This is a genomic window from Paraburkholderia sp. BL6665CI2N2, assembly GCF_004366535.1.
Classification (GTDB): domain Bacteria; phylum Pseudomonadota; class Gammaproteobacteria; order Burkholderiales; family Burkholderiaceae; genus Paraburkholderia.
Genome location: NZ_SORC01000001.1, coordinates 3,168,273 through 3,190,889, shown reverse-complemented (window position 1 = coordinate 3,190,889; position 22,617 = coordinate 3,168,273). Strand labels below are relative to the sequence as shown.

The 22,617-nt window shown below is 62.7% G+C and carries 21 protein-coding genes and 1 pseudogene; 12 read left to right on the top strand and 10 right to left on the bottom strand.

From position 1 onward, the window contains the following. Window positions 1-105 precede the first annotated feature (105 nt). The 3 genes from B0G81_RS14175 to B0G81_RS14165 all read right to left on the bottom strand — a co-directional run bounded on the left by B0G81_RS14175 (window position 106) and on the right by B0G81_RS14165 (window position 1,948). Complete coding sequence (locus B0G81_RS14175; RefSeq protein WP_134136490.1) at window positions 106-684, bottom strand: YceI family protein; 579 nt, start codon at window positions 682-684, stop codon at window positions 106-108. A gap of 45 nt (window positions 685-729) precedes the next feature. Continuing rightward, window positions 730-1,305, bottom strand: a complete 576-nt coding sequence (locus B0G81_RS14170) for a YceI family protein (protein ID WP_106282543.1) — start codon at window positions 1,303-1,305, stop codon at window positions 730-732. A gap of 88 nt (window positions 1,306-1,393) precedes the next feature. Beyond that, the gene (locus tag B0G81_RS14165) at window positions 1,394-1,948 is read right to left on the bottom strand and encodes a cytochrome b (protein WP_134136488.1); all 555 of its coding nucleotides are present in this window, start codon (window positions 1,946-1,948) and stop codon (window positions 1,394-1,396) included. A gap of 208 nt (window positions 1,949-2,156) precedes the next feature. Between B0G81_RS14165 and B0G81_RS14160 the strand changes: the two genes are divergently transcribed. Together B0G81_RS14160 and B0G81_RS14155 are read left to right on the top strand one after the other, a co-directional pair. Beyond that, window positions 2,157-3,182, top strand: coding sequence for a sensor domain-containing diguanylate cyclase (locus B0G81_RS14160; protein WP_134136485.1), 1,026 nt, complete (start codon window positions 2,157-2,159; stop codon window positions 3,180-3,182). 133 nt (window positions 3,183-3,315) lie between these two features. Continuing rightward, window positions 3,316-4,566, top strand: coding sequence for an arsenic transporter (locus B0G81_RS14155; protein WP_116121920.1), 1,251 nt, complete (start codon window positions 3,316-3,318; stop codon window positions 4,564-4,566). 48 nt (window positions 4,567-4,614) lie between these two features. On the opposite strand, the gene B0G81_RS14150 is transcribed toward B0G81_RS14155, so the two are convergent. Further along, a complete protein-coding gene (locus tag B0G81_RS14150; protein WP_116121919.1) occupies window positions 4,615-4,860 on the bottom strand; it encodes a hypothetical protein in 246 nt (81 codons plus the stop codon). A gap of 371 nt (window positions 4,861-5,231) precedes the next feature. Continuing rightward, window positions 5,232-5,567 (bottom strand): hypothetical protein, encoded by a 336-nt coding sequence (locus B0G81_RS14145; protein ID WP_134136480.1) that lies wholly within the window; start codon window positions 5,565-5,567, stop codon window positions 5,232-5,234. Window positions 5,568-5,978: 411 nt separating this feature from the next. Here B0G81_RS14145 and B0G81_RS14140 point away from each other — a divergent pair, with 411 nt between their 5' ends. The 6 genes from B0G81_RS14140 to B0G81_RS14115 all read left to right on the top strand — a co-directional run bounded on the left by B0G81_RS14140 (window position 5,979) and on the right by B0G81_RS14115 (window position 14,270). Continuing rightward, window positions 5,979-6,269: a hypothetical protein gene (locus B0G81_RS14140; protein WP_106282331.1), complete on the top strand. Its 291-nt coding sequence runs from the start codon at window positions 5,979-5,981 to the stop codon at window positions 6,267-6,269. Between the two features lie 112 nt (window positions 6,270-6,381). Further along, window positions 6,382-7,953: an efflux transporter outer membrane subunit gene (locus B0G81_RS14135; protein ID WP_134136476.1), complete on the top strand. Its 1,572-nt coding sequence runs from the start codon at window positions 6,382-6,384 to the stop codon at window positions 7,951-7,953. Then, the gene (locus tag B0G81_RS14130) at window positions 7,943-9,052 is read left to right on the top strand and encodes an efflux RND transporter periplasmic adaptor subunit (protein WP_134136474.1); all 1,110 of its coding nucleotides are present in this window, start codon (window positions 7,943-7,945) and stop codon (window positions 9,050-9,052) included. Before B0G81_RS14135 ends, B0G81_RS14130 begins: the two co-directional genes overlap by 11 nt. Next, window positions 9,049-12,183, top strand: coding sequence for an efflux RND transporter permease subunit (locus tag B0G81_RS14125; protein ID WP_134136472.1), 3,135 nt, complete (start codon window positions 9,049-9,051; stop codon window positions 12,181-12,183). Before B0G81_RS14130 ends, B0G81_RS14125 begins: the two co-directional genes overlap by 4 nt. A 21-nt stretch (window positions 12,184-12,204) precedes the next feature. After that, entirely contained in the window at window positions 12,205-12,918 is a 714-nt protein-coding gene (locus B0G81_RS14120; protein WP_134136468.1) for a response regulator, read from the top strand. Beyond that, on the top strand, window positions 12,915-14,270 hold the full coding sequence (locus B0G81_RS14115) for an ATP-binding protein (RefSeq protein WP_134136466.1): 1,356 nt from the start codon (window positions 12,915-12,917) through the stop codon (window positions 14,268-14,270). Before B0G81_RS14120 ends, B0G81_RS14115 begins: the two co-directional genes overlap by 4 nt. A 43-nt stretch (window positions 14,271-14,313) precedes the next feature. On the opposite strand, the gene B0G81_RS14110 is transcribed toward B0G81_RS14115, so the two are convergent. From B0G81_RS14110 to B0G81_RS14100, 3 genes and pseudogenes are all read right to left on the bottom strand, one after another. Further along, window positions 14,314-14,580 (bottom strand): hypothetical protein, encoded by a 267-nt coding sequence (locus B0G81_RS14110; protein ID WP_116121913.1) that lies wholly within the window; start codon window positions 14,578-14,580, stop codon window positions 14,314-14,316. 560 nt (window positions 14,581-15,140) lie between these two features. After that, window positions 15,141-15,473, bottom strand: coding sequence for a hypothetical protein (locus B0G81_RS14105; protein ID WP_106282324.1), 333 nt, complete (start codon window positions 15,471-15,473; stop codon window positions 15,141-15,143). A gap of 431 nt (window positions 15,474-15,904) precedes the next feature. Further along, a pseudogene (locus tag B0G81_RS14100) lies at window positions 15,905-16,213 on the bottom strand (LysR family transcriptional regulator); the annotation flags it as partial. Between the two features lie 751 nt (window positions 16,214-16,964). Here B0G81_RS14100 and B0G81_RS14090 point away from each other — a divergent pair. The 3 genes from B0G81_RS14090 to B0G81_RS14080 are packed head-to-tail and all read left to right on the top strand — an operon-like array spanning window position 16,965 to window position 20,103. After that, window positions 16,965-19,016 carry an alkyl sulfatase dimerization domain-containing protein gene (locus tag B0G81_RS14090; protein WP_134143109.1) on the top strand — a complete coding sequence of 684 codons (2,052 nt, stop codon included), beginning with the start codon at window positions 16,965-16,967 and terminating at the stop codon, window positions 19,014-19,016. A 9-nt stretch (window positions 19,017-19,025) separates the two neighbouring features. After that, entirely contained in the window at window positions 19,026-19,553 is a 528-nt protein-coding gene (locus B0G81_RS14085) for a hypothetical protein (RefSeq protein ID WP_134136463.1), read from the top strand. 49 nt (window positions 19,554-19,602) lie between these two features. Further along, entirely contained in the window at window positions 19,603-20,103 is a 501-nt protein-coding gene (locus tag B0G81_RS14080) for a hypothetical protein (RefSeq protein ID WP_134136459.1), read from the top strand. A 303-nt stretch (window positions 20,104-20,406) separates the two neighbouring features. Here B0G81_RS14080 and B0G81_RS14075 read toward each other — a convergent pair whose 3' ends face one another. After that, window positions 20,407-20,751, bottom strand: coding sequence for a DoxX family protein (locus B0G81_RS14075; protein WP_134136456.1), 345 nt, complete (start codon window positions 20,749-20,751; stop codon window positions 20,407-20,409). A gap of 2 nt (window positions 20,752-20,753) precedes the next feature. Beyond that, window positions 20,754-21,677: an NAD-dependent epimerase/dehydratase family protein gene (locus B0G81_RS14070; RefSeq protein WP_134136454.1), complete on the bottom strand. Its 924-nt coding sequence runs from the start codon at window positions 21,675-21,677 to the stop codon at window positions 20,754-20,756. Between the two features lie 109 nt (window positions 21,678-21,786). Between B0G81_RS14070 and B0G81_RS14065 the strand changes: the two genes are divergently transcribed. Continuing rightward, on the top strand, window positions 21,787-22,413 hold the full coding sequence (locus B0G81_RS14065) for a TetR/AcrR family transcriptional regulator (RefSeq protein ID WP_347877456.1): 627 nt from the start codon (window positions 21,787-21,789) through the stop codon (window positions 22,411-22,413). Window positions 22,414-22,617 lie beyond the last annotated feature (204 nt).

Genomic DNA, 22,617 nt, shown 5'->3' with positions numbered 1-22,617 from the left:
GCGGAACAACGAGCGGACGTGGAGAAGAGGGGGCGGGTTGCGGCAACGTGACGGTCGAAAGACCGGTTGCCGCAACCGCGAAACGCAAGCCTGACAGGCAGGCGCTTACTGCTTGATGCCTTCGGCCTGAATGTGCAGCGTGGTCTGCATCTTGAAGCCGTAGGTCTTGCCGAAGTCGACGCCGAAGTCGTCGCGATTGAACGTCGCGGTCGATTCCGTGCCGCACACTTCACGCTTGAGCATCGGGTTCACGAAGCACTTGAACGACTCGATCTTCAGATTGACCGGCTTGGTGATGCCGTGCATCGTCAGCGTGCCGATTACTTCCACGGGCTTGTCGCCGTCGAAACGGATCTGCGTGCCTTTGTAGGTGGCGGTCGGGTACTTGGCGGCGTCGAAGAACTTGTCCGTGACCAGTTCCGCGTCAAGCTTGTCGTTACCGATATCCACCGAACTCATGTCGATCGTCACGTCGACCGTGCCGGTCTTCGCTGCGCGATCTAGCACCACGGTGCCGCTGCTCTTCTTGAACTTGCCGCGCCAGATCGACACGCCACCGAAGTGGTCGGTTTCGAAGCTCGGGTAGGTGTGCGTCGGGTCGAGCTGATACGTATCGGCTGCCATGACGTTGAACGACAATGCGGCGGCCAGCGCGCCTGCGGCGAGCGAAAGTTGTTTCTTCAAGGTGTTCTCCAGGTTTCAGATTGGGCTGCGACGCTTCGTATCGAGTTATTTCTTCGAAGCGACGATGTGAAATTTGATGACGACTTCGTCAGCGACCACCGACGTGTCTTTCCATTCGCCGGTACCGACGTCGAATTGCGAGCGCTTGATCGGCAACGCGCCGTCGAAGGTTTGCGTAGTGCCCTGGCTGGCGATGGTGACCGGCACGACGACGGTTTGCGACTTGCCCTTGATGGTGAGCTTGCCGGTGATCTTGTACTGGTTGCCGCCCGCCGGCGCGATCGCGCTGGAAACGAAGGTCGCGGCCGGGAAGGTGGCGCTGTCGAACCATTCCTTGCCTTGGGCCTGCTTGTTGTAGTCGTCGGCGCCGAGGTCGTAGCTGCCGGTGTCGATCGACACATTGGCGCTGCCGGCTGTCGGCCTGGCCGGATCGAAATTCAGTTGCGCCGAGAACTTCCTGAACTTGCCGTCGACGGGCACGTTCATCTGTTTCGTGGTGGCGATCACGCTGCTTTTGCTCGTATCGACATCGGCATGCGCGAGGCTTGCGCCGAAGAGCGAGAAGGCCGCGATGCCGGCGAGCGTTACGCGTTGAACGGAGTGGTAAAGGGTTGTTTTCATGGTGGTACGCATCCTATCGAACCTGCGTGCGTTGATTGCAAACGGCTGGGAATTAGATTGCCAACAAGCCGTAGCCAATCGCCGGCTGTTATTTGAGGAAGGGAATCATTCGGGCCAGCAATCCGTCGCGGTCGACGAACTGATGCTTGAGCGCCGCCGCCACATGCATCGCCACCAGTGCAAGCAACGTGTAATTGAGCAGCACGTGGACGGTGCGCAGGCTCGCCTTGAGCGCCTGATCCGGGCCGATGATGGTCGGCAGCGGCACGACGCCGAGATACACCACCTGAATGCCGGCGGCGGAACTGTAGAAATAGCCGGACAGCGGAATCGCCAGCATCAGCACGTACAGCACGCCATGCACCAGATGGGCCGCGGCTTTCTGCCATGCGGGCGTGGCGCTGTCGAGCGCCGGCGCGCGGTGGGTGGCGCGCCACAGCACGCGCGCCACGGCGAGCACGAATACCGTCACGCCGATCCACTTGTGCCAGGAGAAATACTTCAGCTTGGTGGGCGTGAAACCGGGAATATCGGTCATGATCCAGCCGATATAGAAGCCGCTGATGATCAACGCCGCGATCAGCCAATGCAAGGCAATGGCGGCGCCGTGGTAGCGGTCTGAACGGACAGGGCTGGAATTCATACTTTGACGTTCTAGGGTTATCGGGTATTGCAGGTGAGTGCGAATAGTAGGGATGCCAATGGAAGCTGAATAGCCGGGGAGAAGGGAACAGATTGTTGTAGCCGTGACGCTAATGTCGCTGGAATAAAACGGTGCGGCGGCTGTAATGGGCCGGGAGGTCGTCCGCTGTGTTAATTTGCCGGCTGAACCGCGAGGAGAGTTGGGACCGATGAACAGGCTTGAAAACAACAATATCGCGCTGAGCGCGGATTTTCTGCGGCACGAGAGTACACCTGCGGCATCTGCCGCGGCCGGGGTGGAAGGCTACATGGAGCACGACGCGGCTGTCTACCGCACGTTGCTCGAATCGACCAAAGCGATTCCGTGGAAGATCGATTGGGCGACCATGGAGTTCGCCTATATCGGCCCGCAGATCGAAGCCCTGCTGGGCTGGGCGCCGTCGAGCTGGAAAACCGTGCAGGATTGGGCCGCGCGCATGCATCCCGAAGACCGCGAGAAAGTGGTCGAATTCTGTGTCGCGCAATCGCAGGCGGGCACCGATCACGAAGCGGACTATCGCGCGTTGACGAGCCGGGGCGAATACGTGTGGCTGCGCGACGTGGTGCATGTGGTTCGCGACGCGCGCGGCAACGTGGAGTCGCTGGTCGGTTTCATGTTCGATATCAGCGAGCGCAAGAAGACCGAGGAGAAGCTGGCCGCGTTGCAGCGGGAACTCGAGGCGCTGTCGTTTAAGGACAGCCTGACGGGCGTCGGCAATCGCCGCGCGTTCGACGCCAGTCTGCAGCGGGAATGGAGCGCGGCTTTGCGTCATGCGGCGCCGCTCTCGCTGGTCATGGTCGATATCGACTTCTTCAAGTCGTACAACGATTACTACGGCCACGTGCAGGGCGACGAGTGCCTCAGGCGGATCGCCAGCGTGCTGAGCGACGCGGTTCGGCCGGGCGACTTTGTCGGTCGCTTCGGCGGGGAAGAGTTCGTGCTGATCCTGCCGAACACCGGCGCGGACGCCGCCCGCCAGGTCGCCGAGCGTTGCCGCGACCGCATTGCAACCGAACAGATCCCGCATGAGCGCTCGCCGTTCCGGCAGACCATCACCGCCAGCTTCGGCGTCGGCACCACGATTCCCGCCGCGGCGGCCGATCCGGTGGCCTTCGTCAATCTGGTGGACACGCAGCTGTATCACGCGAAGGACAACGGCCGCGATTGCATCGCGGCGGTGAACCGAGTGGGATGAAGCGCGCGCGCCGGCGCTGCGATGGGCGCGCAACTTGCTATATCAGCGCCTGCATCCGCCGTCTCATCGGCACGTTCGCCCGGCGAGGCCGGATATCGCGCTCGCGCGTCATCAATGATTCAAGGCTCACTTCGTGAATTCCGTTTTCCTCTCCTGGGGTATCGCCGCCGCCGCCACGGCGGGCGTCATCACCCGGCCGTTCAAATGGCCCGAAGCCGTGTGGGCCGTGGCCGGCGCGCTGCTGCTGGTCTCGCTCGGGCTATTGCCGGTCCATCTGGCGCTCGAGGCGATCGGCAAGGGCACCGACGTCTATCTGTTCCTGTTCGGCATGATGCTGCTGTCGGAAGTGGGGCGCCGTGAAGGTCTGTTCGACTGGGTTGCTGTGCTCGCGGTCAATCATGCCCAGGGTTCGCCGCGCAAACTCTTCCTGCTCGTCTATCTGGTCGGCGTGGTGATCACCGCGTTTCTTTCGAACGACGCCACCGCCGTCGTCCTCACGCCGGCCGTGTTCGCCGCCGCCAAAAAGGCGAAGACGCATCCGCTGCCTTTGCTGTTCGTCTGCGCGTTCATCGCCAATGCGGCGAGCTTCGTGCTGCCGATCTCCAATCCCGCCAACATCGTGCTGTACGGCAACCACACGCCCGCGCTCGGTGCCTGGCTGATGCGCTTCACGCTGCCGTCGCTGCTGTCGATCGTCGCGACCTACGTGATGCTGCGCTGGACCCAGCGCGATGCGCTCGCCGGCACCTGCGAGGCGAATCTCGATCCGGTCGAGCTGTCGTCCAGCGGCCGCGTGGCGCTCGCGGGCATCGCGGTGACGGCCGCCGTGCTGCTGACGGTCTCCGCGTTCGACGTTCCGCTCGGCATGCCGACCGCGATACTCGGCGCGCTGACCGCGCTGATCGTGCTGATTCTGGAGCGCAAATCGCCGCTGCCGATGATCCGCGAAATCTCGTGGAGCGTGCTGCCGCTGGTCGCCGCGCTCTTCGTGCTCGTCGAAATGCTCGATCACACCGGGGTGATCACGGCGGCGGCGCAACTCACGCAGCGCGCCGCGCAGCAGCACGAACTGGCTACGGCGGGCTGGGCGGGCGCCGTCATCGCGATCGGCAGCAATCTGATGAACAACTTGCCGGCGGGCCTGATCGCCAGTTCGACTGTGATGCAGGCGCACAGTCCGGAGCGTGTGATCGACGCGCTGCTGATCGGCGTCGACCTCGGGCCGAACCTGTCCATTACCGGTTCGCTGGCGACGATTCTCTGGCTCAACGCGATTCGCCGCGAAGGCGAAGACGTGAGCTTCATGAAGTTTCTGAAGGTGGGCGCGCTGGTGATGCTGCCGGCGCTCGTGCTGGCGCTCGGCGCGCGGATCCTGACGGGTTGACGGAGCGGCATCCCGTTTCGAGGGCGGCGGCCGGGACCGGCCGCCGCGTTACGACCGCGTGCCGGTGGGACGCAACGGCGGTTCGGCGAACGACGCTTCGTCCGCTTCCGTCAGCGAGCGCAGCGTCGCCTCCAGCCGCGCGATGCGCGCGCGCTGGATCGGCATCAACATCGGTCTGGGCAAATTTCGCAGGCGACTGTGCCAGTAGGACAGCGGAATGCGATCGTTGGCGGAGATCATCTCGAATACGCGTTCGAGGTGGGCGATCTCCCTGTCGAGTTCCTGGTAGTTCATCTGATGTATCCGCAAAGGGCGGTGGCCTGCCCGAATCTGCCCGCAGGCCGCTTGAGAGTCCCAAGGTTGGACGGACGTGTCCAACGAATGGACATGCGTCCGGTCATAACGAACAGTGAGCAAGCGATGTTCCACATCGTCTGGAACGGAGTCGTGCTGCGTTCGGCCTTCCTCTATAACCGCCAGACGCAGCGCTTTATTCCAAGGGCACATTCAGAGTTTTGCAGCACGGATTCGCGCTCACATCACGCCGCCGGATAGCGCCCAGGACAACGGGAACCCACCAGGCATTGCTGGCGGCAGCATGTCCTATGCTGATTCCACAGCCTGGGTTGTAACTGGCACATTCACTGGTGGCGCGCCACGCGCGCCTAACGCGGCATCATCATGAGGGGCTGGGCGTAGGTCACCGCGGGGGCGGGTACGACCGCGTAGTTGGTCGGCGCGGGGACGACGACGGTGGTGTACAGGGGGATGGGCTTCGGCGCCGTCACGGCGACCGCGACCGGAACCGCCACGGGCAGGGGCACTGGCGGGGGCGCTACCACGTACACGGGATTGACCGGCACGGAGTAGTAGACCGGGCGCGGCGGCGGGGCGTAGACCACGGCGGCGGGCAGATAGACGACCACGCGGGCGAATGCCGTCGACGAACAGGCGAGGCCGATGGCGGTGACAGTTGAGGCGCAGACGAGACGGATAGTCAATTGGTACTCCTGATGCGTTGAGCAGCGCGAGGCGTCTTCAGGTGAAGAAGCGGACCGGCTGATTCGGGGGACGTGAGAACTCAGCCGTTGCGGCGAGGCGCTGATGGCGCCGACAGACGAAAGATACGCAAAGCGCCGTCAAAACGGCATCGCAAACTCATTTCATTCCATGTCACGCCGCGGCGGCGCTGCGGCATGGGTGCGGGTAATGGAACCGCATGCTGCATTGCGGTGTGGCGCACGTGGCCGCGTTCGTGGCGGCTCAAGGGGATGCCTTAAAAGCCGTGACATGAATCGACATGATTCTGAAGTTGCCTTGCGACGGCGCTTCCCCAAGAATTCGGCCTGTCATCGAAACGGATCGCGGCAAACGGCAGGCGACGCTCGGTGGCTCAATCGAAGGAGTCAGTCATGAAGAAGTTGATCGCTATCGTGTTGCTGTGCTGCGCATCCACCGTCACGTTCGCTCAAGCCGCACCGCAAGGCGGCAATCCGCAGCGCATGGAGCGTATGGTGCAGCAGCTGCAATCGCGCTTTGCGAACGCCAATACCACGCACGATGGCAAGCTCACCAAAGATCAGGCCGCGGCCGGCATGCCGATGGTCGCCAAGCACTTCGACGAGATCGATACGCAGAAGGCGGGCTACATCACGCTGCCGCAGATCGAGGCATTCATGCAGGAACGCGGGGCAGCGCACTGAGCCCCGCGGGCATCGGCGGGACCATGGGGCCGTGGCGCGGCGCGGTCTGCCGCCGGCGCACGAGCCGTCCCGCCGAACCGTCGGCCGTCCTCCGAACCACTAACAACGTGCGATGAAACCTGCCACGTCCCGCTATCTGCGTATCGCCGGCGCGTCGATCGTCGTATCGATCAGCGCGGCGCTGAGCGGTTGCGTGAGCGTCGGCCCGGATTTCAAGCAACCGCAAGCGACGCTCGAAAACCAGTGGCTCGAAAGTCTGCCTGGCGAGGCGAAAGCCACACCTGCCGCACAGGCGGCCTGGTGGACCGCCTTCAACGATCCCGTGCTCACCGCGCTGGAGCAGCGCGCGTATGAGCGCAACCTGTCGCTGCAAGTGGCCGGCCTGCATATCTTCAAGGCGCGCGCGCAGCTCGCGACCAGTACGGAGAATCTGCTGCCGCAGTCGGGCAGCGTGTCGGTGGGTGCCGAACATATCAACACGAGCGGCGTCGGCCCGATTCCGCCGGCCCATCTGTGGGCCGAGCATTTGCACGTGAATGCCGGCTGGGAGATCGACTTCTGGGGTAAATACCGCCGGCAGATCGAATCGGACCGCGCGCAACTGCGCGTGTCGGAAGCCGCGTATGACAACGCGCTGGTATCGCTGTTCGGCGACGTCGCCAATGCGTACATCGACCTGCGTGCGCTCGAACAACGCATCGTCGTCGCGCAGCAGAATCTGAAGTCGGTCCAGCAGAGTCTCACGCTGACCCAGGCGCGCTACAAACATGGTGCGTCGAGCCAGCTCGATGTCGAGCAGGCCGCCACGCTGGTGGCGGAAACCGAGGCGCAGATTCCGCCGCTCATTAAGGCGCGCGCGCAGGACCGCGACACGCTGGCCGTGCTGCTCGCCGATCCGCCCGACGCCGTCGACGCGCAACTCAAAGGCAGCAGCGCGATTCCCGTGCCGCCCACGCAGATCGATGTCGGCATCCCCGCCGATCTGCTGCGGCGCCGCCCCGACGTGCGCCAGGCCGCGCTCAACGCGGCGGCGCAATCGGCGCTGATCGGCGCGGCCAAGGCGAAGCTGTATCCGTCCTTGTCGTTGACGGGCCTGTTTGGGCTGTCGTCGGGCGAACAGCATGGCATTGGACTGACGCAGTGGGGCGGCAAAACCATCGGCCTCTTTTCCGCGGGCATCACGCTGCCGATCTTCGATCGCGGTCAATTGAAAAACGCCGTGCGGATTCAGGACGCGGCCTTTCAGGAAGCCGTGCTCGACTATCAGAACACGGTGCTGCAGGCGCAGAAAGAAGTGGAAGATGCGATTGCCGGACTGCGCACCACGCTCGACGCGCTGGCCGCGTCGGCGCGCGCGTCGGACGCCTCGCAGCGTGCGCTGCGGCTCGCCAACGCGCAGTATCGCTCGGGCTCGGTTACTTACGACACGGTGCTCGACGCGTCGCGCTCGGCATTGCGTGACGGCGATTCGCTCGCGCAGAACCAGGGGCTCGCGGCGATCGCCGCGGTGGCGCTGTATCGCGCGCTCGGCGGAGGCTGGGAAGTGGCGCAAGGGCAGCAGGTGGTGAGCGAACAGATTGCCGAGCAGATGGCGCGGCGCACGGATTGGGGTCGCCTGTTGAACCCGCCCGCGAATTCCGCGTTGGCGCGCGCGAGCGGGGGCGAGCCCGGGAATGGGAAATAACGAAATGGCAGAAAACGGTCTGATAGCCAGACGTGTGGCGGTGGGGATATGCATCGTGCTCGCCATGGCGCTGGCCGCCTGCCGCGACGGCAACGCGCCGGCCGCCCACACTGCGCCCGTGCCGCAAGTGAGCGTGATGCGCCCGCAGCCCCGCGAGGTGCGTGAACAGCTTGATCTTAGCGGCACGGTCGCGCCTTCGGCCACCGTCACGCTGGTGGCGCGCGTGCAGGGCGTGCTGAAGGAAATTGGCTTCAGCGACGGCGCCAACGTCAAGCAAGGGCAGTTGCTATTCCGCATCGAGCCGGACACGTACCGCGCGCAGCTCACTTACGACCAGGCCGAGCTCGTCAACGCCGAACAGGAATTGACCCGCCAGAAGCAGCTCACTGCCGATAACGCGACCTCGGAGTCGTCGCTGCAGAAAGCGCAGACCACGCGCGACCAGGCGCTCGCCAAACGCGATATGTCGCGCATCAATCTCGGCTACACGGAGATTCGCGCGCCGTTCGCGGGACGTATCGGCGCGCGGTCGTTCGACGTCGGCAATCTGGTGGGCGCGTCCGACTCCACCAAGCTCGCCACACTGGATCGCATCGAGCCGGTGTACGTGAACTTCACGCTGAACGAACGCGACGCGAACCGCATCGGTCTGTTCACCAAGCCGCCGCGCACGGTGCGGGTGAACGTGTTGGGCGCGCCGGCCGGCAAGGGCGAGGATGCCGCGCTGGAATTCGTCGATACGCGGGTCGACGCCAATAGTGGCACGCTGAGACTGCGTGCCGACATCGCGAACAAAGACGCGCATCTGATTCCCGGCATGTCGGTCGAGGTGCATATTCCCGCCGGCGCGCCGCAAAACGTCTTGCTGGTGCCTGACACCGCATTGCTGCGCGAACAGGCTGGCGCTTTCGTGCTGATCGTGAACAGCGCGAGCGTGATCGAGAAACGCGCGGTGGTGACGGGCGGACTGTTCGGCTCGCTGCGCGCGATCACGTCGGGCCTGAACGCCGGCGATCAGGTGGTGACGGGCGGCGCGCTGGCGGTGGCGCAGGGCACCAGGGTGCAAGTGGTGGCCGCGGACACGCAAGGCCAGTCATGATCCGCTTCTTCGTCGAGCGGCCGGTCTTCGCCAATGTGATCGCGCTGATCGTGATGCTGCTCGGCGCCGTCGCGCTGATCAATCTGCCGATCGCGCAATATCCGCCCATCACGCCGCCCACCGTGCAGGTGGTGGCGCGCTTTCCCGGCGCCAGTGCCGCGACGCTGATCGACCGCGTGGCGCTGCCGATCGAAACCCAGGTCAACGGCGTGGAAAACGCGCTGTACATGCAGTCGACCAGCACCAACGACGGCACCTATACGCTCACCGTCACCTTCGCCGTCGGTACGGATGTCGACAAGGCGCAGGTGCTGGTGCAGAACCGCGTCTCGGCGGCGACCGCGCAACTGCCGCAGGCGGTGCAGCAGCAGGGCGTGACCGTGCGCAAACGCTCGACCGCGATCCTGCAACTCTATACGCTGCAATCGCCAGATCCGAAATACGATTCGCTGTTTCTGAGCAACTACGCGGTGATCTATCTGCGCGACACGCTCGCGCGTTTGCCGGGCGTGGGCGACGTGACCGTGTTCGGCACGGGGCAATACAGCATGCGCGTATGGCTCGATCCGAAGAAACTGAGCGAACGCAATCTGACCGCCGCCGATGTGATGAACGCGATCCAGAGCCAGAGCAGGGAAGTGAGCGCGGGCCAGCTCGGTTCCGAGCCGAACTCGGGCGGCCAGGCGTTCCAGCTCACGGTGACGATGCACGGCGCGCTCTCCGACCCGCGCGAATTCGACGACATCATCGTCAAGGCCGATCCGGATAACGGCGGCCATTTCGTGCGGATTCGCGATGTGGGGCGTACCGAACTCGGCTCGTCGAGTTACGGACAGTTCTTCAATCTCGACGGCAAGCCGGCCGCGGGCATCGCCATTTATCAGTTGCCCGAAGCGAATGCGCTGGAAGTCGGCAATGCCGTGAAGGCGACCATGGCGCGTCTCGCGAAAGACATGCCGAAAGGCGTCAGTTATCAGCTGCCGTTCGATACGACCACCTTCGTGCGGCAATCGGTGATCGACGTGTACAAGACGCTGTTCGAAGCGGCCTTGCTGGTACTCGCGGTGATCCTGCTGTTTTTGCAGAACTGGCGCGCGATGCTGGTGCCGGCCACGACGATTCCGGTGACCATTATCGGCACGTTCGGTGCGATCTACATGCTCGGCTTCTCGATCAATCTGCTGACGCTGTTCGCGATCGTGCTGGCCATCGGCATCGTGGTGGACGACGCGATCGTGGTGGTCGAAGGCATCACGCAGCATATCGAACAGGGCAAGACGCCGAAGCAGGCCGCCATCGACGCGATGCATGAATTGCTTGGGCCGATCATCGGCATCACGCTGGTGCTGGTCTCGGTATTTTTGCCGTCGGCGTTTCTCGGCGGCGTGACCGGGCAAATGTACCGTCAATTTGCTCTGGTGGTCGTCGCCACCACCGTGATCAGCGCGATCAACGCGGTGACGCTCAAGCCGGTGCAAAGCGTGCGCTGGCTGCGGCATGCGCGGCCCGGCAAACCGAATATCGTGTATCGCGTGTTCGACAAGGGTTACGCGCGCGTCGAAAAGGGCTACGTGCGGGTCGTGTCGTGGTTCGTCGCGCGCTGCGGGCTTGCGCTGGTGATCGCGCTGGTGCTCGGCGCGGGCTCCGCTTTCCTGTTGACGCGCATACCCACCAGTTTCATTCCGCTCGAAGATCAGGGCTACGTGCTGATCGCCGCGCAACTCGCCGACGCCGCTTCGCTCGGACGCACGCGCGAGGCGAGCACGCAGATCGAGAAACGCATCGGCGCGATTCCGGGCGTGAGCCATGTGGTGTCGATTGGCGGCATCTCGCCGCTGGACAACAACGCCTCGCTGCCGAATTCCGCGCTGATCTACGTGACGCTCGACGACTGGAGCAAGCGCGGCAAAGGCGAAGACCTGCGCTCGCTCTATTTGCGCATGAATAGCGAGCTGGCGAAGCTGCCCGACATCCGCTCCGTGGTGATCGTGCCGCCGCCGATCCAGGGCCTCGGCAACAGCGGGGGCGTGCAGATGCAGGTCATGCTGACCGACGGCTCGCAAAACTATCGGCGCCTGCAGGACGCGACCGACGCGTTGATCGCCGGCGTCTCGAAACGGCCCGAATTGCAGCGCGTGTTCAGCCCGTTCCGTGCGTCCGTGCCGACCGTCGAACTCACGCTCGATCGCGCCAAGGCGGAGTCGCTGCAAGTGCCGGTCGGCAATGTGTTCGATCTGCTGCAGGACTATGTCGGCTCGAGCTACGTGAACCAGTTCACCACTTTCAATCATACGTTCCCGGTGTTCGTGCAGGCCGACGGCGCATTCCGCCGCGAAACCGACGACATTCGCCGCTTGCAGATCCGCAGCAACAGCGGCCACATGGTCGAACTCGGCACCTTCATCGACGCGCGCGCGAGCGTCGGCCCGGCGGTGGCGACGCTGTACAACCTCGCTCCGGCCGCGGCCATCAACGGCAATCCGGCGGCGGGCTACAGCACGGGCGACGCGATCAAGGCCTTCGAGCAGGAAGCCGCGCGTATTCTGCCGGCGGGCATTGGCTATGAGTGGACCGCGATGTCGTATCAGGAGAAACTGGTCGGCAATTCGGCGTACTGGGTGTTCGCCGTGGGTGTGCTGCTGGTGTTCTGCGTGCTGGCCGCCCAATACGAAAGCTGGCTGTTGCCCATCGCCGTGGTTCTGGCGGTGCCGCTGGCCCTGCTCGGCACGGCGGGCACACTCGCCGCGCTCGGCACCGCCAACAACCTGTACACGCAGATCGGTCTCGTGCTGCTGATCGCGCTGTCGGCGAAGAACGCGATTCTGATCGTCGAATTCGCGCGGCATCTGCGCGCGCAGGGCGTCGCCATAACCGAGGCGGCGATCGAAGCCGCGCGCCTGCGGTTCCGGCCGATCATGATGACCTCTTTCGCATTTATTCTCGGCGTGGTGCCGCTCGTGATCGCCACCGGCGCCAGTGCGAGCGCGCGCCGCTCGCTCGGGATTGCGGTATTTTCGGGGATGCTCGCTTCCACCTGCATTGCCGTGCTGTTCATTCCGTCGTTTTATGTGCTGTTGCAGCGCTTGAGCGAACGGCATGCGGCACGGAAAGCAACGCCGCCCGACGCCTAGCCTGAATCGAGGAGCCTTCGCATGGATCGCCCCGCCAAAATCATCGTGCTCGACGATGAAGTCGAATTGCGCAATATGCTGCAGCGCTTTCTGCGCGGCCACGGCTTCGACGTGCGCGTCGCCGAGGATGGCAAGCGCCTCGACCGTTACCTGGAGCGCGAGCCCTTCGATCTGCTGGTGCTCGATCTGATGATCGGTGAAGAGGACGGCCTGGCTATTTGCGCCCGTTTGCGCCAGCAGGGGCAGACCTTGCCGATCCTGATGCTGACCGCGAAGGGCGATCCGCTCGACCGGGTGGTCGGCCTCGAAACCGGCGCCGACGACTACCTCGCCAAACCGTTCCTGCCGCGTGAACTGGTGGCGCGTATCAACGCGCTGCTGCGGCGCCAGAAGATCGCCTCGGGCGAGGTTACCGTGACGTCGCAAAGCGTGAGCTTCGGCGACTTCTCGCTCGATATCGTCAAGCAGCAGCTGTCGCGTGCGGGCGAGTTGCTGGAGATTCACTCCGCGCAGATGCTGCTGCTGGTCGCGCTGGCGTCGTCGCCGAACCGGCCGGTGAGCCGCGACAATCTGCTGGCGCGCGCGCGGGGCCGCGAGCACGATGCGCTCGATCGCAGCATCGACGTGCAGGTGCTGCGGCTACGGCAGATCGTCGAGGACGATCCGTCCAAGCCGCGCTTCATCAAGACCGTGTGGGGTGTCGGCTACATGCTGGTCGCGGACGTCGACTCATGACACGCTCGCTGCTGCAAAGGTTGCTGCCCAGAACGCTGCTGGCGCGCAATATCGCGCTGCTGATCGCGCTCGTGATGCTGAGCCAGGTGTGCGCGCTCGGCGTGTTGATCCACTATGTGCAGCGGCCGCGCGTCGAACGTGCGGCGGCCGTGTTCGCCACTTATGTGACGACGCTCGACAACCTGCTCGCAGCCACGCCGCCCGCGGCGCGTCAAGGCTTGAGCGCGCGCCTCGACGCCCGCGCCCAGGCGCCGGACGAAGCCGCCACCGCGCCGCCGCCGGATCTCATGCGCGCGTACCGCACCTATCAGCGCAACGTGTTTCTCGAGAGCTTGCGCGCGCATTTGCCCACCGACATGCCGGCGCGCTGGCAAACGCTGGGCGGCCAGCGACTGTGGATCCGCATGCATGCGCCGGCCGATGCACCGCAAGCGCCGTACTGGATCGCGCTGCCCGTTCCCGAAGACGCGCAGGGCAACGGACTCGACGCCGCCATCGTGCTGACGCTCGGACTTGGCGCGCTGGCGGCGCTGACCGGCTACCTGATCCAGCGCCACCTCAACCGGCCGCTCCAGGAGTTGACGCGCGCGGCGCGCCGCGTAAGCGCCGGTGAAACGCCCGCGCCATTGCCGACCGACGGCCCGACCGAAATTGCCGCGGTGAGCGGCGCGTTCAATCAGATGACGCAGGCGTTGCAGCAAGCCGAGGCGACGCGCGCGCTGATGCTCGCGGGCATCTCGCACGACATCCGCACGCCCTTGACCAAGCTGCGTCTTTCGATGGCCATGGCCATGCCGAGTGGCAGCGACAGCGGCTTCGTGGTCGCCGCTGAATCGTATCTGGATCAGATCGAAACGATCTTGCAGCAGTTTATGGATTACGCGGGCAGCGGCGAGCGCGAGCAGCCGGAGCCCGGCGATCTCAATGCGCTGATCGAACGGCTGGCGGGGGATTTCGCGGGGCTGGGGCACGAGTTCGAGCTATCCCTTGCGACGTTGCCCGCTGTGCCGTACCGCCCGATCAGCATGATGCGGCTGCTGATGAACCTGATGCAGAACGCGATCGTGTACGGCGGAAGCGGACTGGCAGTGCGAAGCTGGGTCACGCGCGAGGCGGTGTACGTTGCAGTCGGCGATCGCGGCAAAGGTCTTTCAGCGCAGGAGTTGGAGCAACTGAAGGCGCCGTTCCAGCGCGGCCGCAATGCGCGTACGCACAGCGGCGGCACCGGGCTGGGACTGGCGATCGTCGAGCGAATCGCGCGCCTGCACAGCGGCAGTCTGGAGTTTCATGCGCGCGAAGGTGGCGGGCTGGAGGTGTGGGTGGTGCTGCCGCTTGGCGCCTCGACACGCTAAACGTGGCAGCTTTCAAGCGGCGTGCGCTCGGAGCGGCCGTCGTTCACTTCCGGTCGAACCACGCATCCAGCCCGACCCGGAACGCCACGCCCGCGATCACCGGCACGGTCAGCATGAGGATGATGCCGAAGTTCGGAATCTGGTCGCCGTACGTAATCGGACCGTAAAGCACGACGGTCGCCACGATCGCGAACACCATGACGCCCACGGCCACCATCAGAAGATTGCGCGCGGCGATCGGCATGACCTTGCGCGGGGCTTTGTGCGGTGGGGCGCTCGCAGCGGGGACTTTGTCGGGTTGGACGGGCATGATGGTTCTCGTGACGAAAAGACAGGCTGCGTGAGGAGCAACGGTGAACCGGACTCCACCAAAGGCGTGCGATGGGCATCATACCAGGGCGCGTGCGTGCCGCGTATTTCATGCTGCGACCACCCGTCTCGCGGCCACGATGGCCAGCACCAGTGCGGGGATCGCGCTCAAGCGGAATCCTGTTGATGCGGGAACACGCCTGACATCAATATAAGCCGCATTGGCGACAACAGGATAAAAAGCGCGATGCCGATGGCCGGATTGCACGCGCAGATTGTCGGTCGCGTGAAAATGCGCTCTGCGGCGGTTGCGCCCGCGGGTTCATCGGATTGGAAGTTAAAGCGCGGGGACTCGCCAGTTGGCGGCGAGTCTTCAACTGAACACGGTCATGAGGCGATAGTTCTGGTCGGACGTCCTCCGTAAGCGCGGACACGGTGTCTGAATTGACGCGCCGGACAATTGCTTTCGAACAACACTACCGACGCTTACGGATCTCATTCGGCGACGTACTTTGTGGAGTCGTCGCCGACGGTTGGTCCTCAAGCGAACCTACATGACCACTATTGTTGGCCGGCGGCCGGCGATACGACGCTTGGGGTGGCCAGTGTGTTGCTCGTCTTAGGCGCGCTGGTGCCGGAGGTCGAAGTGCTGTTCCCACTCGGCAAGCCGGAGTTCGGCGCCTGCCGGGTGGCCATGCCGCTAGCGGAGTTGGTGCCGCTTGGCGTGCCGTAGCCGCCTGCTGCGCCGTTCATCTGGTTCGTCTGGTTCGCCGGGCTAGCGGTGCTGCCTGACGTACCTGCGCCGCTGGAGCCTCCGGCTGTTTGTGCGAAAGCGCCACCCGACAGGGCGAGTGCGGCGACGGCCGCGATTAAGGTGCTGGTTGCCTTATTCATGATTCGTCCTCCTTGGTTGGACCGGAATAAAGACGCAGACGATCGCCGCCTGCTTGATCACGAATGGAGCACTTAACGTGCCGCGTACTTTGCTTCGGAGGGGACGCATTTTTTCGGCACCGGCCAGATTCGTCGTCGGGTTGCCGGCCGTTCGACTTCAACGCCCGCCCGGCACGGGAAACGCCGGCTGGCTGCGTCCCGTGCGCAGTTGAGTGTCACCAGCGCGCGATAACTCGCGGCTATGGCGACATGAGGGCGTTAGCGCAAAGGCAATGGAAAAAATTCTAGTGGACCTGATTTCGTAAGGCTGCCGTCGGATCGGTTCACGGCGAATTTGCAATTGCTTCCGGGATGCTAATTAAAGTCCTTGCATTGCGCGGCCCCCGATGTCGAAGCAATTAATCTATACACCGACAGCACTTGCCGGCGATTGCGAAGGTGACTGCGGCACTGACGCGAAGCATGCCGGAGAGTCCCGTAGACGCGTCGCGCGCGACATGTTCCGCAAGGTCCACTTCTTCGATTGCGCGCCGCGCGTGCTCGTAGAAGCTCTGATCTGCATCGGTGGGCGTCAGTGCGCGTGTCGAGCGCAACAGGAGTCGCACGCCGAGTCGCTCTTCGAGTTGCGCGATCGACTTCGACACGGCCGGTTGCCCGAGTTCGAGCCGCTTTGCGGCCGCCGAGAACGAACCCGCCTCCACCACACTGACATAGGTTTCCATTGCCGCCATCCGGTCCATGCCGCTGCTTCTCCTTGAAGGATCGTGGAGTCCGTGTCGTGGCTGAGATGTTTTCAGGCGGAAGTCTATCGCGTCAGAATCAGGTCGATGTGATTGCGCGTGTCGAGCAGGCTTTGTGATCCGCATAGCAATCGCAATCCACGGAAACGGTTCGGAGAATTAAACGAAATGACCCCGCCGCAGGCGATCCTGGTTGTCTCGCTGAGAAGCACGGCAAGCTGCTCTCGCAAGACCCGCTGCGCCGGGCGCGCACGTTTGAACAACTATTCGTACATGCTTAAGTTCCGAGCCCGGCGTTCGGCGAGGCGGAAGGCCACCCGGTTGATCCGGTAGCCTCGTATCGTAGGGCGCCAATTCCAGATAACTTCCGATATTGCGAATTACCACGCGATCAAGTTTGTGCAAAAAATGTGAGACATATCGAAAAATTGTCCTATGTTTAGAAACTGCAGACTTTGAACCGCGTTTTAAACGCCACATCGTTAGCCGGTCATTTATACGTTATCAGTTACGGGCATTGGATCAGTCGGTCAATACGACTTGGAGGCCTGTGACAATCGCATAACCTTCTTGATTGCCGATTCACGCGGACATGGGCCAAAAAGCCTGCTTCAGGCGAACGACGCTCCAGATTACTGAATACGTAGCTGGCAGTTGATTAATCCATCGAGTTTTCTGGATCAGTAAGAGGGCGGGCAGGCCACTCTTAAAGGCCATTGAGCGCCGCTCTTCCTAATTACCGGAGGTGGGCATGTCCCAATCGGATGATGCGGCAAAGCCTGGAGCACGCAGGGCGTTCCTGAAAAACGTGGCGGTTGTTGGCGCAGCAACCGGATTTTCCGGGGCAGTTGGCGAAACGCTTGCGCAAGCCGGGTCGACAAACTCAACCAGTCCGGCTTCAAAGCCCGCGTCGCCCTCGACCATTGCATTGAACAAGCAATACGCCGATTTTCTTTCTTTCGCCGACGCCCAGGATTTTGAAGACGCAAAGCGCGGTCTCATCGCCACGCTCCCCGAACCGGTCATCATCAAGGGGCAAGGCGAATTTCCGGCTTGGGACCTTCAGCAGTTCGCGTTTGTACACGGCGGTCCGGAAAACAACGCTCCATCAACGGTCAATCCGAGCCTCTGGCGCAACGCCAAGCTGAACATGAATCACGGGCTTTACACGGTGGTCGATGGCATCTGGCAGGTGCGCGGCTACGACCTCTCCGTGATGAGCATTATTCGGGGAGATCGTGGCTATATCGTCGTCGATCCTTTTATTACGACCGAAGTAGCTTCGACGGTGTGGAAGCAACTCGTCATTCCGCATCTTGGCGACAAGCCGATCACTCACGTCATCTACACGCACAGCCATGTCGATCACTATGGCGGTGTGCGAGGCCTCGTCAGCGACGACGATCTGAAATCGGGCAAGGTGCAGATTGTGGCGCCGGTTGGTTTCACTGAAGCTGCCGTCGGCGAGAACATCATCGCCGGCAATGCGATGGGGCGTCGCGCCAGCTACATGTATGGCTCACTGCTACCGCGCAGCCCGACGGGGATTGTCGATGGTGGTCTGGGAAAGACAACATCGGTCGGTACTATCACGCTGGCCGTGCCCTCCATGTTTGCAGAAAAGACCGGCCAGAAGCTGACGCTCGACGGCGTGGACATTGAGGTTCTGATGGCGCCGGAATCGGAGGCGCCTTCAGAGTTCATGTTTTATCTGCCGAAGTTCAAGGCGTTCTGCGCGGCGGAAGATGCCACTCACACGCTGCACAATCTGTACACGTTACGAGGCGCAAAGGTTCGTGATGGGCTGCTCTGGTCCAAGTACCTGCAAACTGCGCTCGATCTACACGGCGACGATATGCGGGTCCTCTTTGCCTCGCATTATTGGCCTACCTGGGGCAACGACCGGATCAATGCTTTCCTGCGTGCGCAACGCGACATGTATCGCTATCTGCATGACCAGGTCATGCGCATGGCCAACACGGGCCAGACGCCGCTCGAGATTGGTGAGGCAGTCCGTCTGCCGGACAGCCTTGCGAAGCACTGGTATTGCCGGAGCTACTACGGCACGGTCTATCACGACGCCGTCGCGCAGTACAACCTGCGCCTTGGATTCTTTGACGGCGTGCCCGCAAATCTGCACCGCTTGCAGCCGACCGACAGCGGTAAGCGGTATGTCGAGTACATGGGGGGAGCGGCTGCCGTTCTGCGAAGGGCGCACGATTCGTTTAGTCAGGGCGACTACCGATGGGTGGCGGAAGTCGTCAACCACGTGGTGTTCGCGGATCCGCAAAACACCGCTGCCAAACAACTGCTGGCGGACGCTTATGAACAGCTTGGCTACCAGTCGGAGTCTGCGCCCTGGCGCAACTTCTATCTGACGGGAGCCATGGAATTGCGCAACGGCGTCAGAAAGGGACAGGCGCCCGCGCCACAGAGCCCGGATACCATTCAGGCCATGCCGCTCGACATGTTCCTCGACTACCTTGGTATCCGGCTGAATGGTGAGCGAGCGAACGGGAAGACGGCGTCGTTCAATCTCGTACTGACCGATACGAAGGAAAACTGCGTGCTGGGCGTCGAGAACAGCGCGTTGCACTATTCAAAAGACAGAACCTCGAAATCAGCGGACGCAACGGTCACCATGACGCGCGCGGACCTCAACAGCATCATGATGGGACAAACCAACATGCAGAAGCTGGTGATGGCGGGCACCGCCAAAATCGACGGCAATAGCCAGAAGCTTGGCGAGTTCGTGTCCTGGCTCGACAACTTCGATTTCTGGTTCAACATCGTCACGCCTTGAGGTGAAACCATGTGCGCGATCTGCAACTTCAAGGTTGATTTTGGCGTTGGTCATCCTCTTGCGCTGACCGTCGCGGTAGCGACCCGCAAGGCGATTGACTCGGGGATTGTCGAGCCGATCGACACCACGGGGGGCGCGCTCTCCGCGGCGCGCATGCGCATGTCCGCCGTTGAAGCGTTGAACCTGCTTCAGGCACGCATCGAAGCGGCTCACAGTGAAGACGCGCTTCTGGCGCTCCCGGACTTCTATGTGCTGCTCATTGAAAATGACACGTGGGGTTTCTTTCATGCGACCACGAATGGCTTCGACCCGGACGTTGTCCCCGAAATGCCTGACGTGACGACCACCGATGAAGCGAAACGCAGCAACATCGTCATCATGTCCGAGGCCGGCCTGCGAGCGTGGCTGGAACAACGCTTCGATATTGAGCTGGCTTTGCGCGAATCGCTGTTCATGATCGACGCGCCTGCCAGTTCCAGCGGGTCGCTTACGCAGATGCTCGCGATTGCGGAGCCGGCCGTCGCCGATGATTGCTGAGGTGTGTTGAGCGTGCGGGTAGGTCAGGGCGGCTGGCAAGGAGCGCATCATGGGTACGCTGACGGGCAAGATCAAGCATGAATTCATGAAAGCGCTTCCGCCGACGATCTTCTTTTTCATCATCCTTCACATCGTCGCGGTTGTCAGGGCGCTCATGATCAGAGGCTCGGGCATCTCATTGCCTACGTCGACTTCGGTGCTCCTCGCGTCACTGATATTGGGTAAATCCGTTCTGGTCGCGGACATGTTGCCGTTCATCAATCGCTTTCCCGACAAGCCGCTTATCTGGAACGTCGTCTGGAAGACGTTGATGTATGCGGCCGTCGCGCTCATCGTTCATTACTTTGAGCGGCTCTATGACTACTGCAAAGAAGCGCCCGGTCTCATCGCGGCCAATGCGCAACTCTGGGCCGATGTCAGTTGGCCTCGCTTCTGGGCCGTCCAGATCCTCCTCGCAACGCTGATCTTTATGTACTGCGTGATTGCTGAACTTGCGCGGGTGATCGGCCGAAAAAAGCTGAGCGCGATTTTCTTCGGGCCCATGCCTTAACCGTCTGGATGAACAAACTTGTGTGAACTGCCCGTGAAGAGCCGCTAACACATCGCTTCAAGAAGCAGATGCACGTGAAGGCTAGTCAGGGGCGGCCGGAATTGCCATCGAATCTGGGCCGCTGCACACAGCACGTGAAAGGGAGCGCACGGCCATCGCTGCAAAAGCCAAACCTATCAAGCACATGGTCAACAGATATTGCTCCAATGCCGCAATCCGCGTGTGTATTTCAAGTGCCTGCAGCACGGATTGCCGGCGCAGCACGCTAGCGTCTCAGTCCACTCGCCCGGTCACGCGGAAGCCTCATCCACGAACCGCCAAGGTGGCCACAATCAGAGCCGAGAAGACCAGCGCCGGGGCGAGATGCCCGAACGGCTCCCGGTTTCGTAGCAACGTGAAGAGCGCGCCGATCATGATCGCTCCCGCCAGCGTCAGGCCCAAGACTCTGGTTTGCTGCCAAGGAAGAAGTGCCGCACTCAGCAGTTCGAGCGCGCCGCAGAGCAACTGAAACCACGCCGGGTAACCCCAGCGCGCGAAGTCCCGTTTTGCCGCGCCGCGTCGTGAGAGATTGATTACCCCGGCAATCGCGAATAGAACCGCAACGATCGTCGCGAGAATCGATTCGAAAGACAAGCTGTTCCACGCCATCGTCATGCTCCGTTGCTTTGCTGAAAGTGCGCTTGTGAAGAGAGGTCCGCAATCAGGCCGGGGCCGTGGGGTTCCCACGCCAGCACTCGTCGCGCGTGCTGGCCGCTGATCGTCTGGTCGAGCGCCAGTGCGTCAGCGAACGGTCCAAGCGATTGGCGGGCCTCGTCGAGCGGCCAGAGTGCGACGCGATCGGCGCCGACCGACGCCCGGATCGCTTCACCCATATCGGCAACAGCAACGGCATCTTCCGTGACCACGTTGAAGATCTGTCCGGCGACTCGCACGTCCCCGCTTGCCGCCTGCTCGACCGCGCTGAGGTAAGCCGTGGCGAGATCATCGACGTGAACGGCGGGCCAGTGATTGCGACCATCGCCAACGATCCTCACACTGCCGCTCTCACGGGCCATGCCCGCAAGCATGCCGAAGACGCCGCCGCCGTAGCCGTGCACCATCGCCGGTCTGAGAATAGCTGCGGCGATCGAGCGGTTCGCTGCCAGCGCGAGCACCTGTTGCTCCACTGCGGGCCGCCAGGCAATGAGCGGTGTCGGGTTCAGCGCCGATGCTTCCGTCGCGGGCCCTCCCTCCGTATTGCCGTAGACCCAGGTGCCCGACGTATAGACAAATGCCGCGCCCGGATGCATATGCGAAAGCATCGCTACCGCCGCAGCCTCATCGACAGCAGCGGCGGAAGCATCGTTGGTCGACGCGGCGTGCACCACGCCATCGGCGGCACCGGCAGCCGCCGCGAAAGACTGCGGCTCACGCAGGTCGCCCGCATGCAGTTTCACACCGAGACGCGCCAGCGCGCCGGCGGCCGATGACCTGTCCTGGCGCACCAGCGCAGTCACCTGATGGCCGAGGCTGATTGCCTTGCGTGCGACCGCTTGCCCGATGTAGCCCGTACCACCCGTAATGAACAGTTCCAATGCGCTCTCCTTGATGACCGCCTGTGAAATCGATAAATCAGATGAACGAGACTTGTCGGTCTCGTTTTGACAAAGGTAAACGAGACTGCCCAGTCTTGTCAACCGTTCGATGATCTGCTATCTATGCCGTATGAACGCTTTCTCTTCCCCTGACCTGAGCCCGCTGCAACGCCGCAAGCGGTCCGCGATCCTCGACGGCGCGAAAGCCGTTTTTTTAAGCCAGGGTTTTGGTCTCGCCACGATGGACGACGTCGCGGCGACCGCTGGCGTCGGCAAACAGACGGTCTACCGCCACTTCAAGTCGAAGGAGGCACTCTTCGTGGGTCTGGTGAGCTCGATGTGCGCTGAGATTGGCGGACTTCTTGCGGGCGCTCTGCACGAGCCATCCGATGGATCGCCTGAAGTGGAGTTGCACGAGTTGGGATGGCTGCTCGCACGAAGCCTTATCGCGCCGGATTACCTGCGGCTTTACCGGGCGATCGTCGCTGAGGCCGAGCGTCTTCCGGAACTCGGTCAGGTGTTCTACGAAAATGGTGCAAAGGTCGTGCGTGCGTTCGCTGCGAGAATTCTGCGGAAGAGATTTGATGAGCCGACTGCTGCATTGCGGGCAGCAACGTTCGTTCAGTTGGTGCTGGGCGACGCGTATCTGGAACTGTCAATTGGCTACAGGGTGCCCGATGTTGACGCGCGCTTTGCGCTGCAGATTGACGAGGCGGTGGCGGCTGCGCTTCGTTGAAGGTACTGATTTCTTTGTCTGTTCACACGGCGAATTGAGGGGGTGCGGTGGATCGAGCGGGTGAATTCGTGGTGGTGTATTGGGGGTTGCGTTGGGCTCTGGTCGACCCGTTACGGTCATTGGACGCCGCGTCGTGTCAACGGCTGGTTTCAAGGTAAAGCTGCCGTCCTTTGTGCGGGCTCTGCTCCGAGTTAAGACAGGTGG